This window comes from Shewanella sp. MSW (assembly GCF_007636515.1).
In the GTDB taxonomy this organism is placed as follows: Bacteria; Pseudomonadota; Gammaproteobacteria; order Enterobacterales; family Shewanellaceae; genus Shewanella; species Shewanella indica.
Genome location: NZ_LVDR01000006.1, coordinates 47,370 through 62,410, shown reverse-complemented (window position 1 = coordinate 62,410; position 15,041 = coordinate 47,370). Strand labels below are relative to the sequence as shown.

Here is a 15,041-nt window from a genome sequence, read left to right as displayed (position 1 = left end):
CAATGCCGTTCAGGAAGGAATTACTTCTGAGCATAGAGTAGTCTAATTTGTCACCATTGAAACATGTATGGTGTGCGATTAAAACTTGGTATGTAACGTTTGCCGCAGGCGGGGTCAAAAATTTTGCCGTGATCGGGCTCCAGCACGTTCACCAGGAGTTGCACCAACGAAACAGGAGTAAAGAACTCTCCGCCATCGTGCGCACCTTGATCAGCAAACTGGGTGAGGAAGTACTCGTAAATGCGACCAAAGATATCGCCGGTAGCCTTTTTCAATTCATCAGGGTTAAGCGTACGCAGCAGAGTGCCCAAAACCTCGTTAGGGATCTGGGTGTATTCCTGTTTCGGGAGTTGGTTACGCAGATTGGTATAATTGCTTTCAATAGATACCATGGCATTGATGATGGCTTCGGCACGATCGTCTGCGTCGGTCAAGGCAATCAAGTAATCAAATTGAGCTTCTGGCGCAAGATAGATAGCACTCTTTTTTGAAAAGTCTTCTTTGGTAAGTTCACGGGTCTTGCCGCCACGACTGGGCAGGGTTGCAACAATCTCATCCTTGACCGAAAGATAACGGCTGTAGGCATGACGCAGAAAAATCAGCCCCATCACAGGTAGAAAGTATTCATTGCTGGCCAGCTCAGAGTTAGCACGTAAGGTATCAGCCGATTTCCACAGGCGTTTTTCAATTGCTTCAATGTTTTCCAGTTGTGCCATGGGGCAAGATTCCTAATTATTTTGTCTTTTTCAATTCGCGTGTGTGACACGTTAATACTGGTGGGTTCTAGTCGACTCGATTTGCCATTTCGGCACCCCGTAACATGCCTTCAGCGACTAGCTTATTAGTGTGATACTTGGTTCAGAGCCATTTACGCCAACCAGCGGCAACGTTGTCTAAAAATATTGGGCAATATGCCTAGAGTATCTGAAAGGGAGTTGTTGAGGAAAGGACATCAGTCAAACTGTTTGCCAAACAACCTCTGATAATCGGCCCTGATGTTGGCCGGCAAGTCTGAGAAATATCTCCAGTAGTCGATCAGTCCATTGATAGTCTTCATGTCTATATGGCCACTATCCAGCATGGTTTTAAGCAGCTCCAACGTAGGCATGACTTGTGCTTCGAAAGCTTTCGCCAATTCGGTCATATCCTGATCATCTGTTACCACCGGAACTCCCAGTTCCCATGCATAAGCGATATACCAAGCATCCACCCTAGATGGGCCGGGCAGTTCAGTCTGCACGTAATCCCACACATACTCGAAGGTTTGCTGGATGGACTTTTGCTGCTTTTTGCCTATTTGAGGAAAGTGCTTACGATTCTCCGCGTACTCCGCTTCATCTACCCAGGGGAACTTGCTCTGTAGCTTCCTACTCGCCAGCTCTTTGTTTAACTCAGGCAGGATATACAGGCAGTACTCGTTTTCACCAAAAGGCACAAACAACAATGGTCGTATAGTTTTGGCCAACCGTAGGTAGGCATTGGTATCAACGAGTATTTTCGATTGTGGCATTAGGTCAGCTCTGCGTGGATACTCCGTGCATCTAGAAGTGGCATATCCAGCACAGTTTGAACATAACCAGGCCCCTTGTCGTGATCCTTCAGATATCTCCGGAGCATGTCAAAAAAAGGGGTTTCGAAAGCCCCCCCAGTCCCTTCAATATAGTCACGCGCGCTCGGTTTACCATGCTCGTCGAGCTCAGCAGCACCAAACAAGGCTTCACTGAGATTTTTGTACTTCTTATTAAAGTTCGTGACCGCACCAGGAAAAGCCGACTTACTGAGCTGTATCTTAGGCAGCCCTGAGAATTCAGCATATTTATTCACTTGTCCGATAACAGTCCAAGGAGATATCACTAATTGGTCAGCCAAATCGATAACATGTGTGATTTTGGCCGCTGGGGATACTTGCGCACTAATAGTTTTGTACGATTTCTCGGCCAACTCATGGGGATAAAGCAAGCTAGCCGCAAATGCATCCGCAAAGTCTTCAGCGATTTCACCGTCGAGGCTGGGAGATAAGCAATGCCCCAGCTCATGTGCCATCCAGAATTTGAAGTCGTGGATATTGGTATCCAGATTCAAATACACCCATGTACTGCCCGACTCAGGAAGATGTATGTGCACAGCATTTTCATGGCGCTGCTTTGCGCCCCACATAACGGGAACCACAACAGCCTGTAACTCACTAAAGCGCCTAATCAGGTGCGTGAAGTCCACACACTCTACTAGATCAAGATTAATATCTTCTCTGACTTTCGCCGTTACAGTGCGAAGGTAGCGGTAATCACAACTAGGTGACTTAAGCACTGGTGGCATTTCAATGGTATCAAATGGCAGGTAAGGCACAAGGTGGTACAAAAAGCGACCAATCTCTTGGGCCTTTTCAATATGGTGATCCTTGGTTTTGGTACCACGCATCTTTCTGAAAGCGACCTTCGGAGCAAAAGGATCGTCTTTCACCACGAGTTCATCGAGAGAAAGCCCTAAAAGTTTACCTAATTGAAGCAGTTTATTTGGTCTTGGAAAAGACTTTGAGCTTAACCATTGAGAGACAGCCTCACGAGACACAGAGAGGCTCTCAGCCACCGCAGTTTGCGATAGCCCTTTTTCCTCCATCGCTGAAGCCGCGTTTGCAATATTAAGGGATTTTTGCATGCCGTGAGTATAATGAGGCGTCAAGTTTTGTCAAGCTGAAGAGTTAATAACGGGTATTCGCTCACAGTATTTAGCTGCTGTGAACCTTCATTCGGCGACGAATAAGGGGTGGAGGCCTCCTCCTATTGGCAAGGAGAGGCGCTATAAAAAATCGACTTGGGATAAAAAGAAGCTACTACTCAGGAAAGGACTTAAAAAATTTATTAAGGAAAGAAGCACTCGAGGTACCACAAGCAACGCAAACAGCTTCCAGCTCCAAAATACGTAGTTGCCGTTCACCACTCTCATATTTGGAGACGAAGCTCTGAGGCTTGTTGAGTCTTTCCGCAAGTTGAGTTTGGCTAAGCCCTGCGCTTTTCCGCATTGCTTTCAGTTCATTACGTAGCGATTCTTCGCGTTCCAACCAGCTTTTTTGCATGGCTGGATAGTAAGTCATGTTGCAAATATCCCATTTTGGGATATTTTGCTTTCGGCCATATTTGGGAGCGAATATCAAAGGGCTGAGCCCGATTTACTCAGGAGTTGCTGTAATGGATAGATACATTCGATATTTGATAATTAGCTTTGTCTTGATGTTTGTCATGGCGCTGGTAACAGTATTCAACAGCCATGTCTCTGTTGGTTTTTTGGGATGGTTGGCTTTTTTAGTGTCTGGCACTTTGCTTACCGGCACTGGGGCTTTTATAGGTCGCTTGTTTCTGGACTTTGTCAGACCCGATATTTACCTAACCACCGGCGCAGTAGACGCTTTTTACAAGCGCGTATTTTGGAGTATCGGCCCTCAGTTTATCGGTGGCCTTATTGGTTTTATGGCAACACAGGGGTTTATGTCCAATGTACTAGGTTACGCCCAGTTCAGCGGATAAAGCCGAGATTCGACCAAATATGAAAGGAAGGGAATTGTCAGGTGCTACTGACAATTCCCTTCCTCCACTTGTTTAAACGTTACCTACGCCAAGCCTTCATCCCGGTCTTCAATTCGTTCAAGAATCCACTCCTCTACTTCAGCGCCAACCCAAGCCACAATTCTCGGTCCAAGCTTCACAGGTTTTGGGAAGCGTCCCTCGCTAATGTAGTTATAGATGGACGAGCGACCTAACCCTGTACAATCCATCACCTGCTTCAATCGTAATAGTTTCATGATGAGCTCCTGTAATTGACTCATCACATAAGCGCTGTCAGTAATTTTTAACTTTTCCGTATCCCCCCTCTTCAGCCCACTTTTCGAAAAATTTTCAGATATATATCACCCCTGTGCATAAACCAGAGTCATCATGAAGGAGGCGATATGCACAGAACCCTTTCTGCACCCAGCAACAACTGGTCTCACACATCCAGTCAAATCCTCGAAACCGCGGCCGGCATCATCGCCGAGCGCTATGTTAGAGGTGACGTATTCACCAACCCAAGCGCTACCATGGACTTTCTGCGCTTCAAATTGCATCAACATGAGCGCGAGGTATTCGCGGTCATGATGCTGGACAGCCAGCACAGATTAATTGAGTTCACCGAGCTGTTTTACGGCACGATTGATGCTGCCAGTGTTTACCCCAGGGAAGTTGTTAAAGCGGTACTGAGCTGTAATGCAGCGGCAGTTATCCTCACTCACAACCACCCTTCCGGCGTTGCCGAACCTTCTCAGGCCGACAGGCGTATCACCGAGCGGTTAATCAACGCTCTCGGTACCATAGATGTGCCGGTGCTGGACCACATTGTGGTGGGCGACCAATGTGTGTCGTTTGCGGAGCGAGGTTGGCTGGAGGGAAGGCACTATGATTGAGTTTACCGACAGCTTTTCGCAGGCTGCGGTGGCTGAAGCCTGTCAGGTATTCCCTGAATTGCGGGCGTATCTACTCAGAGAACTTACCCTGCCCACGTTCGAGCGGCCGCTGAATGACACAGGCGAGGTAATTGGCGCTCCCCAGGTGATGCCATTAACGTCACTACGCAAAACCGTGTTGTATGTGTCTCACAAAGATATGGATGGTCACATCCCCAGGGAAATCGGCTTTTGTCGTTACCTGCAGCGCTGCGACACTTACGGCGTGCCGTTTGGTCCTTGGCTTAAGGTGATCAACGGCTGCTATTTCAATCACGGCTCCAATACCGAACCGAATTGGAGCGCCCACAGCTGAACCCCAAACCTTTTATCTATCCCCTGCCCGCTTGGCATCAACCAAGCGGGCTTTTTGTTTATGGAGAATCGATATGAACATTATCCAGTACCAGGCTCTGACCTTACCCGCCGACTTTTATGAACTGCTAAAGATGCACGCCAAGGACTATCAAACCCAGAAAGCCCGCTTTATCACCCTCAATTTTGCCGATCCGGATTACAACGCCGAGCGTGGTGGCTTCCATCCGGTGGAGATAGGTTTGAGTCGTCAGGGCGATGCCTGGGCACTCAGCTACTTTACCGACTTCGCTTTCTATGGCCGGGTCATGCCGGAATTGGAGCGGGAGATTGACGTGCATTTTCAGGCTCAGGAGGTTTACAGCACCTTCTACGGAACTCGGCCTTTGCGGGAAGTTGCGGGGTTGGTGCAACTGCTGCTCAAGAACTTCCTCAGCTATGTCGCCATCGACGCTTATGTCGTCAAAGTGCAGGCCCACTGAAGTGGTTCTCAAAAAGGTATTGTGGGCACCAGCAAACCCAGGCCCGATAGGGGTTGGCAAGAGGCTGGTTCCCATATTCATCAAATAGCCAAATGAGGGAACTTCACCATGAAAGAAGTCGAGGCGGTGAAAAGCCGCGATACCATCAAGCTTATCAGCTACCTGCTTGAACGTCACTTTGGTCAGCAGATGGCTGATGTCTGGAATATCGGTCTTAATCTGGCACTGCGGATCTCTGATCTACTGGCGATCAGATTCAGTGATATCCAAGGTGACAGGCTCAGCATCATTGAGCAAAAAACCGGTAAAAGAGCCGACATTAAACTCAACGCCAAAACCAAGGCTTTGATCGACGCTATCCGCCAGCGTCACCCTGACCACATCTATCTGTTTCAATCCTATCGTAGCCAGCAGATGCAACATGCAGCGCCTAGGCCGCTCAGTCGTCGAGCCGTGACCAAAGCCTTTGCCTTCGTTGGTGAAGACATCAGGCTTGCGTTAGGGACCCACTCAATGCGTAAAACTCGCGGTTATCACTTGTACCAATCCTGCAAGGATATTGGCCGAGTGATGCGTATGCTCAGGCACCAATCGGAAGCGGTCACGCTGCGTTACATCGGCATTACCCAACAACAGATAGACCGCGACTTTATTGAACTGGAAATCTAACCCCAAACCTTTCCCACTTGAGAGCAGTTGCCTAAAAGGGCGCTGCTCTCTTTTTATTTGGAGTACAACATGAAGAAATTCAAAGCCGGTGATCATCTGGTTACCAATATCGATCCGCTTGGACTGACTGAACACCATGGTCTGTGTGTTGGGAATGACCAAGTTATCCACCAACGTAAAGATGGTTTTGTTGAGCAACTCAGTCTGAGTGAATTCTCGGGTGGGGCCAAGGTTCGTCGCAAAGCGATTGCATATGATAGAGACGGTTCTGTGGAGCGAGCGGAGAGCTTATTGGGTTGTCGGCCCTATGACCTGCTCAGCAATAACTGTGAACACTTCGTCAACTGGTGTATCGATGAAACAGAAACGTCCAACCAGGTCAGTAACAACCTCCATTTCACCGCACAAGTGACAGCACGAGCCGGATTGCTTGGCAATGCCGCTCAACGTGCAGCACAAGGGAGCCTGGCCAATATTGCCCTTGCATCAACAGCAGCCAAAGCCGTCGGTGAATACATTGGGTTACCGGATGCAGTGAACAGGGCCATTGGTACTCCAGGCGATTTGGTCGCCAAACCACTTGAGACTTTTATCAATGGCACCTGTGAAACACTGAGTACGTCCTCCGGGCATTTAAGAGCAGGGAACTATGGTGAAGCTGCAACATCACTCGTCAAAGGTTCATTGGAAACGGCTGTAGATTGCACCATAGTCAAACCCCTTGAAGTTACCGGAGACGGTATTGTGGCAATAGTGGATATTGGTAGGGATATCTGGAGTTGGCTACGTCATTGAGACGTGTGGCTTTAGGGGCTTAGATATCTAAGCCCCTAAAGCCACTTCAATATTTGTGTCGATGACATGGGGATGGTAAACATTGTTAGGTCAATAATGGCTCTTCGATAACGAAAAGATGATCAACAACGTCTTTATCGTCACGTCTGCAAAAAACACCAGCAAAGCCAACAAAACAATGACCGGTACTGAATGGAATGCTCCACTTATAAAATTGAGCAATCATCTTTGCGCATTCAGTATCGATGCTGAATACGGCTCATCCCATAAACAACTGCTGACTCGAACCTATATTGCGGCAACCATCGTAGATGTTCTTGGTAGCCGCCTTTGCGAGGTAACTGCAGCGCTGCATCACTGCCTGGTATTGCAGAGGGAACTCATCTGAATTTCTATCTAGCCAATACACGCCGTTCTCACAGACATGAACCAGCCCAATAGCATTATCCACTGGAACCCCAATCGCACTGGCCCAAGCCTTCAATATTCGGTTATAGGTGTTACTCCTGCCAAACACTGTCTGTCCAAAGCCACAGACAGCATCCTTGTTGAAAAGGAATGCCACGTGATAATGCCAGTTCTGCGAGGTCTCTTTCTCCCGGCACCAAACATAGCCAAAACCTATTGGATGTTCGCTGGCTCGATGTCGATCCCATGACTTTAAGTGGGCTTTGAATGAGTCAATAAAACGGGATATGACCTTAGGGTCACTATACTGGCTTGACTCGGGAAACCTCAGGTCAAATCTCAGCACACACACTCGATTAAATTGCGCCAAAGACAACCCCAGCGTCCCTTCAATAATTTGAAGGTACCCAGGAACCCAAGTGGAGTGATTAGCTGTGTCAGGGAAGTTTAAATGGAACATGACAGTCATCCTTTGTGATTGATTCACAAGATGACTGAAGCCAGTAATGTTTTACGGCTATCAATAAACCAAACTCTACTGAGAGCTCGCAAGAACCACCAGCTCAGCACCTAACATAAGTATATTACTAATCCGAATCACGTTTCTCAGGATTTGGTATGCCCACCAAAACAAATCAACTGCTCAACCTGACTAATATTGGGATGTGTTACTCTGGAGTTAGCCGTATACAAGACATCTCCGAATATCAGGCAATCAGTGAATTTTTTATCATTGGGTACCAACAAATCCAGCACGCGGTTCACAAAATAATCGGGTTTCTGTCCCATCATTCCCTTTAACTGACTGCCATCGGTTGGATTGTCCTGACGCGATAACATGGTTCGCATCATCATACGTGGGTAGTGATTCAGTACGCGCGCGTCAGCACCGAAGCAATCAGCTAAAGTTCGCAGCTGCCTTGAGATCATCTGTATTAAGTTAACCACCTCGAACGTCAACTCGCTGAGAGTGTACTCTCTAAGCACTTCTGCGCCGCCAACATCAGAGACATCTTCAACTCCTTGCGGCTTTTTTGCCGTTGGGAAACCCTTCAAGTCCGAGAATGGCAACACTGAAGATAATACCTCTTTGACCTGCTTCCGTAGTTCCTCATTCGAATAGTTCATCGATTCATTAGCCCTAGCCTGATTCAATAAACAACCTGAAGACAATGAAAAAATGGTCGACAGACACGCTTGCTGCACCAAAGCCTGAAGCTTCTGATTATGGAAAATCTTCGATAGTTCAAAATACTGCTCATCAGTCAGATAAGATGAATGAGAAGGCAGTCGTCCCGCTCGTGAACGTTTTGCCGCCTTCCGATAGAAGTCCCCAAGCTTAAATAAAAATCTAAGCGGGATTAACTGACTATCCCCGAGCGAAACACCCAGCTTTATGACTTTCCATTTCCTCGACTGAGGTTGGAGTTTGTATACAGGAGGCATTGGTTCAAACAGGTGAGTTCGCGCTGTGTGGTTTGCTGCGATTGACAGAAAGCCTTTACGAGATAGCGCTCGAGCCCCTCGGTGAAACTGTTCTTCCGACATCCCCAGCGTTCTGCTTAGGCCCGTGAAGTCACAACCATTAACATATCCGGCCCTATTGGACGCCATCCATAGTGATATCCAGATTAATCGCATTTGTATCGGTATTACTTTGTGCTTTTTAAAAGCAGCTATCTGCCGTGATTTCGGCGAGCATAGAACAAAGTCAATTTCATCCTTCCAACTACATTTCTCAGCAACCCACTCAGACCACATCCGCCACGCTTCAGGCGAGAGATAAAAGTCGAACAGAGTATTTCTATGTTTCCCCTTGAGCGTCTCCCGAGAACTTTTGATTTTCCATAGGTATCCCTCCCGAACCAGGTAATCCACCGCCACACCAAGATAGCGCTTGGAAACAAACAAGCGATCTGCGTAGCCGTCCATAGTGTCGGAGAGGCAGCCATCACCCATAAGTTGTGCCGAAGCGAACAGGATGAATCTGGTTTCTGGTGAAGCACCGGTCATTGAGCTTAAGAGATACATTAACTGGATTTTTAAATTGCAGTCATATCGCTCAGATATACCACATAAAACGCAATAAAACAGCGACTTTCACATAGCAATAAAACATGTTACGTTACACCATTTGTTACAGAAAAATAGAAGACATATGCGCCAAGGCAACCGCCATCAGCTTCCTGAACTAATTAAGCTGTTTGATTTTCTCGACTTGGAAACGCCCAACGCCCGAGATTGGGTAAGGGGCTACCTGACTCGTAAAGCCATTTTGCTTTCAGAACCAACGCCCACTATGCAAAGCCTTAAAGTAGCGCTGGCAAGTCACTTTATGGCTTGCTTTACTGATATCGACGTAATCAAAAACTTTTCCAAAACGATGGGAAGTGCCTGGCGTGTCATGAAGCATCGAAAGGAAAAAGGGATTGGTAATTTATCTGTAAGCCTTGACAAGGCTGTGCTAACTCAACTTAAGACAATGTGCAAAGGAAAGAAGAAAGCCAAAATTGTTTCATTACTTATTGAGGACGGCTACAAGGCATTTTTGGAATCGGACCGTGAGATCAAAAAAAAATTGGCCGATAACCGGCGCATTAAGAACTCAGAGCTAAACAAAATTCGGTTACTCGAACTCCAAGGCAAAAACAACCCCAAAAAATCAGTTGCTTATAAAAATCTCCAAGCAAAAAATGACGATTTAAGGCACTGTATCGCCACGCTGTACGATCTTATCTATTCCGCAAATGAGCAAGGCAATTCCATTGATGACGCCCTTCTTATTGAAGCTACCAAGGTCTACTACAGCGCATTTTCAGAGACCAATAATCAGTAACACTCACTCACCTAGTTAATTGAACCACCATTGCCATCCCTGGCACAGTCTTTTACCCAATACGAGGTCAGTTGCTAACATTCTGAATACGCAATGAATGGGTGAACCACAGCGTTACCGAGTGGTGGGTTAATCGGTGGGTAAACATTGTCGCCACCCACCAGAAACCAACATATCACATTGAATATTATAATTTTTTTATTTCTACACATAAACAGATCCAGAACGTGGAGTGATGTTTTAACATTCACAATGTACAGCATTAAGCCTCATTTTTTTGAGGCTTTTTTGTTTTCAGAAGATTTCAGGTCTTTGCCTCTGTTTTCAACCAACTGGTGAGTTTAGTGGTGAGTAGGATTGATCTAGTATGCCCTTAAATGGTGAGTAACTTTCCATACCTAAGGAGAACTATATGGGCAAGCTCAATGCACGCAAAGTCGCCGCTTTGGCCAAAGATGAACCACGCAAAACCGCAGATGGTAATGGCCTCTACTTCGTTGTACCCGCCTCTGGAGAACCTTTTTGGATCTTGCGATTTTCAATCAACGGTTGTCGTCCAGAAATGACAATTGGATCTTATCCAGAACTATCCCTTGCAGATGCACGAGATGCGGCCTTCACGATCTTTTTATATGTTAATTGTAAATTGAAACGTTTGTTTGAATAAGGGTTGAATTTGAGCTCTTCTGACGACCGGCTCAGCGTTTAAATAACGCCTTGGATCTACGGTGATAAATCCCCAAAACTGTAAAAATCGCTTAATAAACCTGGATTCAATGAGCATGCTTAAGTTTCTTTCTGGCGCGAAGTAATCATCTGTAGAGAATGCCTGTAGTAAATCGGGGAAAGCAGTCATCACCTCTTTAACAAGCTGCTCCACATTGTTGTGACACTGAATGCGCCACAGCATAAATAACCAAAATGGTCGCAAGTCGACATCGTATTCAAAGCCGTCCATATACCCCCAGTTATATTTGCTGATTGCGGCTTCTAACATAGGTTTGAAGAATGCTTGTATACCTAAAGCCTGATACTGTTGTTGTGCTAACTTTTTGACATGGTAGCGACCGCTGCGGCGATAAATAATGCTGCTAATTTCGGCTAGCACTCGGGTGTAGTGCAGGGCATTAAATTTATCTTCGTTACTGCCCGCAAACTCGCTGATGCTAATATTTTGTGGGAACTGAGCAACGGCAAACTCAGGCAATAACTCACTGGCCTGTTTGACCAACTTAGCCGGTAAGTTGCCTTTACTCGTGGCTTTGAATGACCCATCTTGCGCCATAGCCTCATCAAGAATAAGAGCTAAATAGCGCATCACAGGACTGGCTAAAAGCGCATCTGGTGTGCTGATTGTCACCCACTGTAATTCATCAAAAGGCGCATAAAGCCAATTGGCCATTTGCGTTGGTGTTACACCACAAAAATCGGGATGAGGTTGATTATTACGATCCTGCACTTTGTGCTGTAAAACAGTGTTGAGTTCATCAAGGCTCAAATTGGGGTTCATTGCCAGCATGGTGTCAATATCATCAAATATTTGGGCATGTTGCTTGGAGACACTGCTCATACAACAACGTTTAAACTTTTTACCACTGCCACAATGGCAAGGATCGTTTCGGCCAAGCTTCATGTTGTCCCTTCTTATTATTATAGAAAAAGCGCTTCATTTTCTTGTTTACGCTGGTTCAATGTATGAGTAATAGCAGACACTGTGATTTTACTTACCCCTTGCTGCTTTGCTAGATGAGCAAACTGACTGATGGCTTCTGCGACTTCTTCAATAACTTGCCTCACCTCATTCCAATTGGCAAAGCCTGCGCTGGCAGCCAGCTTTTGCATTAGCTTAAGCGGTGGCGCTTTGCCATAACCTCCAAAGGCAGTGGCATGTTCGTTAAATGGATGTGGGCTGTAGGTAACATCGTAAAAAGGTGCAGGATTCCATTGGCCATCGTCCGTTTGCAAAAAAGCCCAGTTTTTACTGTGATCGTCTTGGTTAGACGACAGCAGGTTAAAAATGGCACGGCGAAATTGCAGTTGCCCAGCGGCTGGAGATTTACACAGCTGTCGGCTGGCTTTGATTAAATCAATATAATCTAAACTTGGCGTTCGGAAGTCTGCATCAAGCAATCCGCAGGCGCTGTGCATATGCAAGCGGCCTGAACTGCGCTTGCTGCCTAAATTGGTCTGTTCAGCGACATAATCAAAACGCTTGAGTGCTAACCACGCAGGCGCACCGCTTGTATGCGGCGCTTCAATAAGTTGCCAAATTGGCGGTTGGCACTTTGCTTGCTCGGCCATTTGCAAATAAACCGCCTCGCACAAACCTTCTTCATGTCCGAGCGCTAGATTCTTCGAGGTAAACTTAATCAACCAAGCTTCATCACCGGGCTGTGCAAAGGTTCGACAATGCCGAGTTTCCCCAGCAGGCGTATAAATCTGCGCCTTTGGTCTTGCACCACCCGAACTACCTCCGGCGACTAATGCGGCCAACACGTGTTGAGTATGCCCATCTAACTCATCTTGGTTGTCGTCCATATAATCTGACATTGAAGAATCGAACAGTGTTTGTGCTTCTAAACCCAAGGTTGCTAAATCAATGTCAGCGTGCGTCGTGGCTGAAAACTCAGATACCGGAGAAAAAGAGAGCGCTCCCATACCTTTATCACCGACAAAAGCCAGTCTATCCATTGCTGTTAATTGATTAGGCAGAATGCCTTTTTGCCGGAAAATACGATCTTGTAACAGCATGCCCCAACCATCGGGCAAACAATCCCCGAATACACCATGCACACCTTGGTGTGGCTGTTTAGGTGCGGCTTGTACTTGTGTGCTTGCCTGAATAGTAAAAGGCGATAAATTGCCAAACTGCTGCAAATAGCTGTCTGCATACTGAAAAAAAACGCCTTGTCGATTCTGAGCCAAAACCCCTACAGTGACCTGCTCACCTGAGCTTAACGTACGGGATATGGTGAGTTTTTGAATGGGTTTAAAACTCATCTTTTAGCACCTCATCAATGCTAGATGGTGTAGAAACGCGTTCTTTACTTGGTAGCGTGAGCTGATAGAGCCTATCCAATGAGTCGAGGGTCTGCCAAAGCAACAGCAATTGACGAAATGAAATTTGCCCAGTCAGCTCAAACTTCTTAATAGTGGCCGCTGGGACGCAGCTTCGCTCTGCCAGTGCTGTTCGTGACAGCTTCGCTCGTTGACGTAACTCTCGTAAATAAGCCGCATAGGCTTGGCTTACATCGATATCATCAAGTAAAGTAAAATTCATTCGCAATGACTTATTGGATACAGTTATATCCATTGTATAGGAAAATAACCAGAAATGGCTATTATTGTATCCAATAAGTGCAGTGGTGTTGAAAGTTCACTCGATCAAGCCTTCCGAAACTGTTATTTTTGAACCCAACTGTAGAGTGAAAACGGCATTGTTTTTCCGTACTCATAACCAAGAAGTGCTACCAAGATTTAGTAAAAGCCATAGGTTAGTGGTAGGTTGTTTGGTGGTGGAGGCAGCCATTTTTGAACGGTTTATTTTTATAACTTATTGATTTTTAAATGGTCTGGTCCGCTACTCGATGAGCAGATCCTGAACCTAGAATAATGTTCCGCGCTGTTAAAAACGTTCAAAATTCCAGCAGGTCCCATTTCAAAAAGCCCCTTCAATAAGGGGCTTTGTCATTTCTAGATCCTACCTAATAGCTGGTCGGCGCAAATGAACACTAAGACCGGAGACAAGGCCTAATAGCGCAAACTCTGCACTGAATAGTGGCCAACTGCGGCAAACCCATCAGCGAACCCGGCTTACCAACAGCGCCATGCTGCCGCAGGCTAACAGTACCCATCCCAAATGCTGCACCGCGCCTGCCAGAGCCAAGCCGCTGCCGATGAGTAAGTAGTACATCAAGCCGAACAGGGCACCGGCGCTGCCGGCCTGCTGTCGGTACTGAGCCAAGGCCATGCTGAGCACATTGGGGATAGCTATTCCAAATGCCATAACCACAAGTAGCATAGGCGCCAGAAACCCGATGGTGTTCAGCGAGAGTTGTACTCCTATGGCTCCCAGAAGCAGCAATAGAGCAGCGCCTTGCAAGAGTTTGCCTTGAGAGACTCCCTTGGAGAGCAGGCGTTTATTGCTGTAGCTGCCGACCAGTGAGCCCAGGCCAAGGATTAAACCGCTGTAACCGAACTGTTCCGGCGTGAACCCAAGCCTGGCAAAGTTGAATCCACCGAGTTGGTAGTAAGAAAACAGGGCAACGTTATAGGCAGTAACCAAGAGCGCAGATTGCCAGATTTGCCTGTCACCGAGCATACGTTTACTCAAGGCGAACAGTTGCAAACTCTGCCTGCTGGTTTGGGTTTCCGGCAGCCTGATAAAACAATAGGCGAATAATCCCAAGGCCATAATAAATAAAGCTAAAAATACCGCATGATGACCACCCACCTTGACCAATTGGCCACCGGAAAACATGCCGATAACCGGGCTGATGGCAATCCCAAGTCCCATCACACTGAACACTTTCGCCAACTCTTCACCGCTGAAGGCGTCACGCAGCATGGTTTGGGTGACGATAGAGCCGACAGCAATACCAAAAGCGCTGCAGGCTCTGGCGGCCATCAGCACGGCGAAGCTGGTTGTTGACATGGCCACCCAGGCTGCGACGCCATAGATAAAGAGTCCCAGCAACATGGCCTGGCGACGGCCGCAACTGTCGGCCACTATGCCCCACACTGCCACGCCCACAGCGAAAGCCAGAAAATAAACCGATAGGGTTTGCGCCGCCTGAGGGTAGGACACGGCAAATGTCTGCGAAATCGCCCCCAGGGCCGGGCTGTAAATGGTTTCCACTATTTGCGGGAACATCAGTAGCGCCAGCATCAAGCATAGCGAAGGTTTGGTTTTCATCTCTTATCCTTATCACAATCAAGCAAGCTGCGAACAAGCCCTGCTCCTCTATGCAGGCTTGATCCGCGCTTTCCAAGTCGGCGCGCAGTGTATACTCTTGATGAAACGGCACGTTAACGACATAAAGACAAGAAACATCAAAATAGG

The 15,041-nt window shown here is 47.0% G+C and carries 19 protein-coding genes; 8 read left to right on the top strand and 11 right to left on the bottom strand.

Annotated features, from left to right (window positions below):
• Positions 1-50 precede the first annotated feature (50 nt).
• From AYI96_RS08170 to AYI96_RS08155, 4 genes are all read right to left on the bottom strand, one after another.
• Positions 51-716 (bottom strand): N-6 DNA methylase, encoded by a 666-nt coding sequence (locus tag AYI96_RS08170; RefSeq protein ID WP_260852968.1) that lies wholly within the window; start codon positions 714-716, stop codon positions 51-53.
• A 236-nt stretch (positions 717-952) separates the two neighbouring features.
• Positions 953-1,510 (bottom strand): DNA-binding protein, encoded by a 558-nt coding sequence (locus AYI96_RS08165; RefSeq protein ID WP_144361390.1) that lies wholly within the window; start codon positions 1,508-1,510, stop codon positions 953-955.
• Positions 1,510-2,655, bottom strand: coding sequence for a helix-turn-helix domain-containing protein (locus AYI96_RS08160; RefSeq protein ID WP_144361389.1), 1,146 nt, complete (start codon positions 2,653-2,655; stop codon positions 1,510-1,512). Before AYI96_RS08160 ends, AYI96_RS08165 begins: the two co-directional genes overlap by 1 nt.
• 175 nt (positions 2,656-2,830) lie before the next feature.
• Complete coding sequence (locus AYI96_RS08155; RefSeq protein ID WP_260846616.1) at positions 2,831-3,091, bottom strand: helix-turn-helix domain-containing protein; 261 nt, start codon at positions 3,089-3,091, stop codon at positions 2,831-2,833.
• A 94-nt stretch (positions 3,092-3,185) separates the two neighbouring features.
• Between AYI96_RS08155 and AYI96_RS08150 the strand changes: the two genes are divergently transcribed.
• The gene (locus AYI96_RS08150) at positions 3,186-3,521 is read left to right on the top strand and encodes a hypothetical protein (protein ID WP_144361388.1); all 336 of its coding nucleotides are present in this window, start codon (positions 3,186-3,188) and stop codon (positions 3,519-3,521) included.
• Positions 3,522-3,604: 83 nt separating this feature from the next.
• Here AYI96_RS08150 and AYI96_RS08145 read toward each other — a convergent pair whose 3' ends face one another.
• Positions 3,605-3,796, bottom strand: coding sequence for a helix-turn-helix transcriptional regulator (locus AYI96_RS08145; protein WP_144220510.1), 192 nt, complete (start codon positions 3,794-3,796; stop codon positions 3,605-3,607).
• Between the two features lie 147 nt (positions 3,797-3,943).
• Here AYI96_RS08145 and radC point away from each other — a divergent pair, with 147 nt between their 5' ends.
• From radC to AYI96_RS08120, 5 genes are all read left to right on the top strand, one after another.
• Positions 3,944-4,435, top strand: a complete 492-nt coding sequence (gene radC / locus AYI96_RS08140; protein WP_144361387.1) for a RadC family protein — start codon at positions 3,944-3,946, stop codon at positions 4,433-4,435.
• Positions 4,428-4,790, top strand: a complete 363-nt coding sequence (locus AYI96_RS08135; RefSeq protein WP_144361386.1) for a hypothetical protein — start codon at positions 4,428-4,430, stop codon at positions 4,788-4,790. The genes radC and AYI96_RS08135 overlap by 8 nt, the downstream gene beginning before the upstream one ends.
• 73 nt (positions 4,791-4,863) lie before the next feature.
• Positions 4,864-5,271, top strand: a complete 408-nt coding sequence (locus AYI96_RS08130; RefSeq protein WP_051547189.1) for a DUF2787 family protein — start codon at positions 4,864-4,866, stop codon at positions 5,269-5,271.
• A gap of 108 nt (positions 5,272-5,379) precedes the next feature.
• Complete coding sequence (locus AYI96_RS08125) at positions 5,380-5,940, top strand: site-specific integrase (RefSeq protein WP_144134361.1); 561 nt, start codon at positions 5,380-5,382, stop codon at positions 5,938-5,940.
• Positions 5,941-6,009: 69 nt separating this feature from the next.
• The gene (locus AYI96_RS08120) at positions 6,010-6,735 is read left to right on the top strand and encodes a lecithin retinol acyltransferase family protein (RefSeq protein WP_144361385.1); all 726 of its coding nucleotides are present in this window, start codon (positions 6,010-6,012) and stop codon (positions 6,733-6,735) included.
• Positions 6,736-6,994: 259 nt separating this feature from the next.
• Here the strand turns inward: AYI96_RS08120 and AYI96_RS08115 are convergent, their stop codons facing one another.
• Positions 6,995-7,603 (bottom strand): inovirus Gp2 family protein, encoded by a 609-nt coding sequence (locus tag AYI96_RS08115; RefSeq protein ID WP_186295299.1) that lies wholly within the window; start codon positions 7,601-7,603, stop codon positions 6,995-6,997.
• Positions 7,604-7,749: 146 nt separating this feature from the next.
• Positions 7,750-9,174, bottom strand: a complete 1,425-nt coding sequence (locus AYI96_RS08110) for a hypothetical protein (protein WP_144220506.1) — start codon at positions 9,172-9,174, stop codon at positions 7,750-7,752.
• Positions 9,175-9,301: 127 nt separating this feature from the next.
• Here AYI96_RS08110 and AYI96_RS08105 point away from each other — a divergent pair, with 127 nt between their 5' ends.
• Both AYI96_RS08105 and AYI96_RS08100 read left to right on the top strand, forming a co-directional pair.
• Complete coding sequence (locus AYI96_RS08105) at positions 9,302-9,979, top strand: hypothetical protein (RefSeq protein WP_144220505.1); 678 nt, start codon at positions 9,302-9,304, stop codon at positions 9,977-9,979.
• A gap of 412 nt (positions 9,980-10,391) precedes the next feature.
• Complete coding sequence (locus AYI96_RS08100) at positions 10,392-10,646, top strand: Arm DNA-binding domain-containing protein (protein ID WP_198552056.1); 255 nt, start codon at positions 10,392-10,394, stop codon at positions 10,644-10,646.
• Here AYI96_RS08100 and AYI96_RS08095 read toward each other — a convergent pair.
• From AYI96_RS08095 to AYI96_RS08080, 4 genes are all read right to left on the bottom strand, one after another.
• Positions 10,608-11,612 carry a YecA family protein gene (locus AYI96_RS08095; protein WP_071476411.1) on the bottom strand — a complete coding sequence of 335 codons (1,005 nt, stop codon included), beginning with the start codon at positions 11,610-11,612 and terminating at the stop codon, positions 10,608-10,610. The genes AYI96_RS08100 and AYI96_RS08095 overlap by 39 nt on opposite strands.
• 17 nt (positions 11,613-11,629) lie before the next feature.
• Entirely contained in the window at positions 11,630-12,979 is a 1,350-nt protein-coding gene (locus AYI96_RS08090; RefSeq protein WP_071476412.1) for a type II toxin-antitoxin system HipA family toxin, read from the bottom strand.
• Entirely contained in the window at positions 12,969-13,259 is a 291-nt protein-coding gene (locus AYI96_RS08085; protein ID WP_071476413.1) for a helix-turn-helix domain-containing protein, read from the bottom strand. The genes AYI96_RS08090 and AYI96_RS08085 overlap by 11 nt, the downstream gene beginning before the upstream one ends.
• Before the next feature lie 519 nt (positions 13,260-13,778).
• The gene (locus AYI96_RS08080) at positions 13,779-14,894 is read right to left on the bottom strand and encodes a multidrug effflux MFS transporter (protein ID WP_144361384.1); all 1,116 of its coding nucleotides are present in this window, start codon (positions 14,892-14,894) and stop codon (positions 13,779-13,781) included.
• Positions 14,895-15,041: the final 147 nt, after the last annotated feature.

Coding starts and splice junctions, on each gene's coding strand:
- AYI96_RS08105 (WP_144220505.1), top strand. CDS start 9,302: ATGCGCCAAGGCAACCGCCATCAGCTTCCTGAACTAATTAAGCTGTTT.
- AYI96_RS08085 (WP_071476413.1), bottom strand. CDS start 13,259: ATGAATTTTACTTTACTTGATGATATCGATGTAAGCCAAGCCTATGCG.
- AYI96_RS08160 (WP_144361389.1), bottom strand. CDS start 2,655: ATGCAAAAATCCCTTAATATTGCAAACGCGGCTTCAGCGATGGAGGAA.
- AYI96_RS08170 (WP_260852968.1), bottom strand. CDS start 716: ATGGCACAACTGGAAAACATTGAAGCAATTGAAAAACGCCTGTGGAAA.
- AYI96_RS08090 (WP_071476412.1), bottom strand. CDS start 12,979: ATGAGTTTTAAACCCATTCAAAAACTCACCATATCCCGTACGTTAAGC.
- AYI96_RS08110 (WP_144220506.1), bottom strand. CDS start 9,174: ATGTATCTCTTAAGCTCAATGACCGGTGCTTCACCAGAAACCAGATTC.
- AYI96_RS08145 (WP_144220510.1), bottom strand. CDS start 3,796: ATGAAACTATTACGATTGAAGCAGGTGATGGATTGTACAGGGTTAGGT.
- AYI96_RS08125 (WP_144134361.1), top strand. CDS start 5,380: ATGAAAGAAGTCGAGGCGGTGAAAAGCCGCGATACCATCAAGCTTATC.
- AYI96_RS08165 (WP_144361390.1), bottom strand. CDS start 1,510: ATGCCACAATCGAAAATACTCGTTGATACCAATGCCTACCTACGGTTG.
- AYI96_RS08150 (WP_144361388.1), top strand. CDS start 3,186: ATGGATAGATACATTCGATATTTGATAATTAGCTTTGTCTTGATGTTT.
- radC (WP_144361387.1), top strand. CDS start 3,944: ATGCACAGAACCCTTTCTGCACCCAGCAACAACTGGTCTCACACATCC.
- AYI96_RS08120 (WP_144361385.1), top strand. CDS start 6,010: ATGAAGAAATTCAAAGCCGGTGATCATCTGGTTACCAATATCGATCCG.
- AYI96_RS08135 (WP_144361386.1), top strand. CDS start 4,428: ATGATTGAGTTTACCGACAGCTTTTCGCAGGCTGCGGTGGCTGAAGCC.
- AYI96_RS08080 (WP_144361384.1), bottom strand. CDS start 14,894: ATGAAAACCAAACCTTCGCTATGCTTGATGCTGGCGCTACTGATGTTC.
- AYI96_RS08130 (WP_051547189.1), top strand. CDS start 4,864: ATGAACATTATCCAGTACCAGGCTCTGACCTTACCCGCCGACTTTTAT.
- AYI96_RS08095 (WP_071476411.1), bottom strand. CDS start 11,612: ATGAAGCTTGGCCGAAACGATCCTTGCCATTGTGGCAGTGGTAAAAAG.
- AYI96_RS08100 (WP_198552056.1), top strand. CDS start 10,392: ATGGGCAAGCTCAATGCACGCAAAGTCGCCGCTTTGGCCAAAGATGAA.
- AYI96_RS08155 (WP_260846616.1), bottom strand. CDS start 3,091: ATGACTTACTATCCAGCCATGCAAAAAAGCTGGTTGGAACGCGAAGAA.
- AYI96_RS08115 (WP_186295299.1), bottom strand. CDS start 7,603: ATGTTCCATTTAAACTTCCCTGACACAGCTAATCACTCCACTTGGGTT.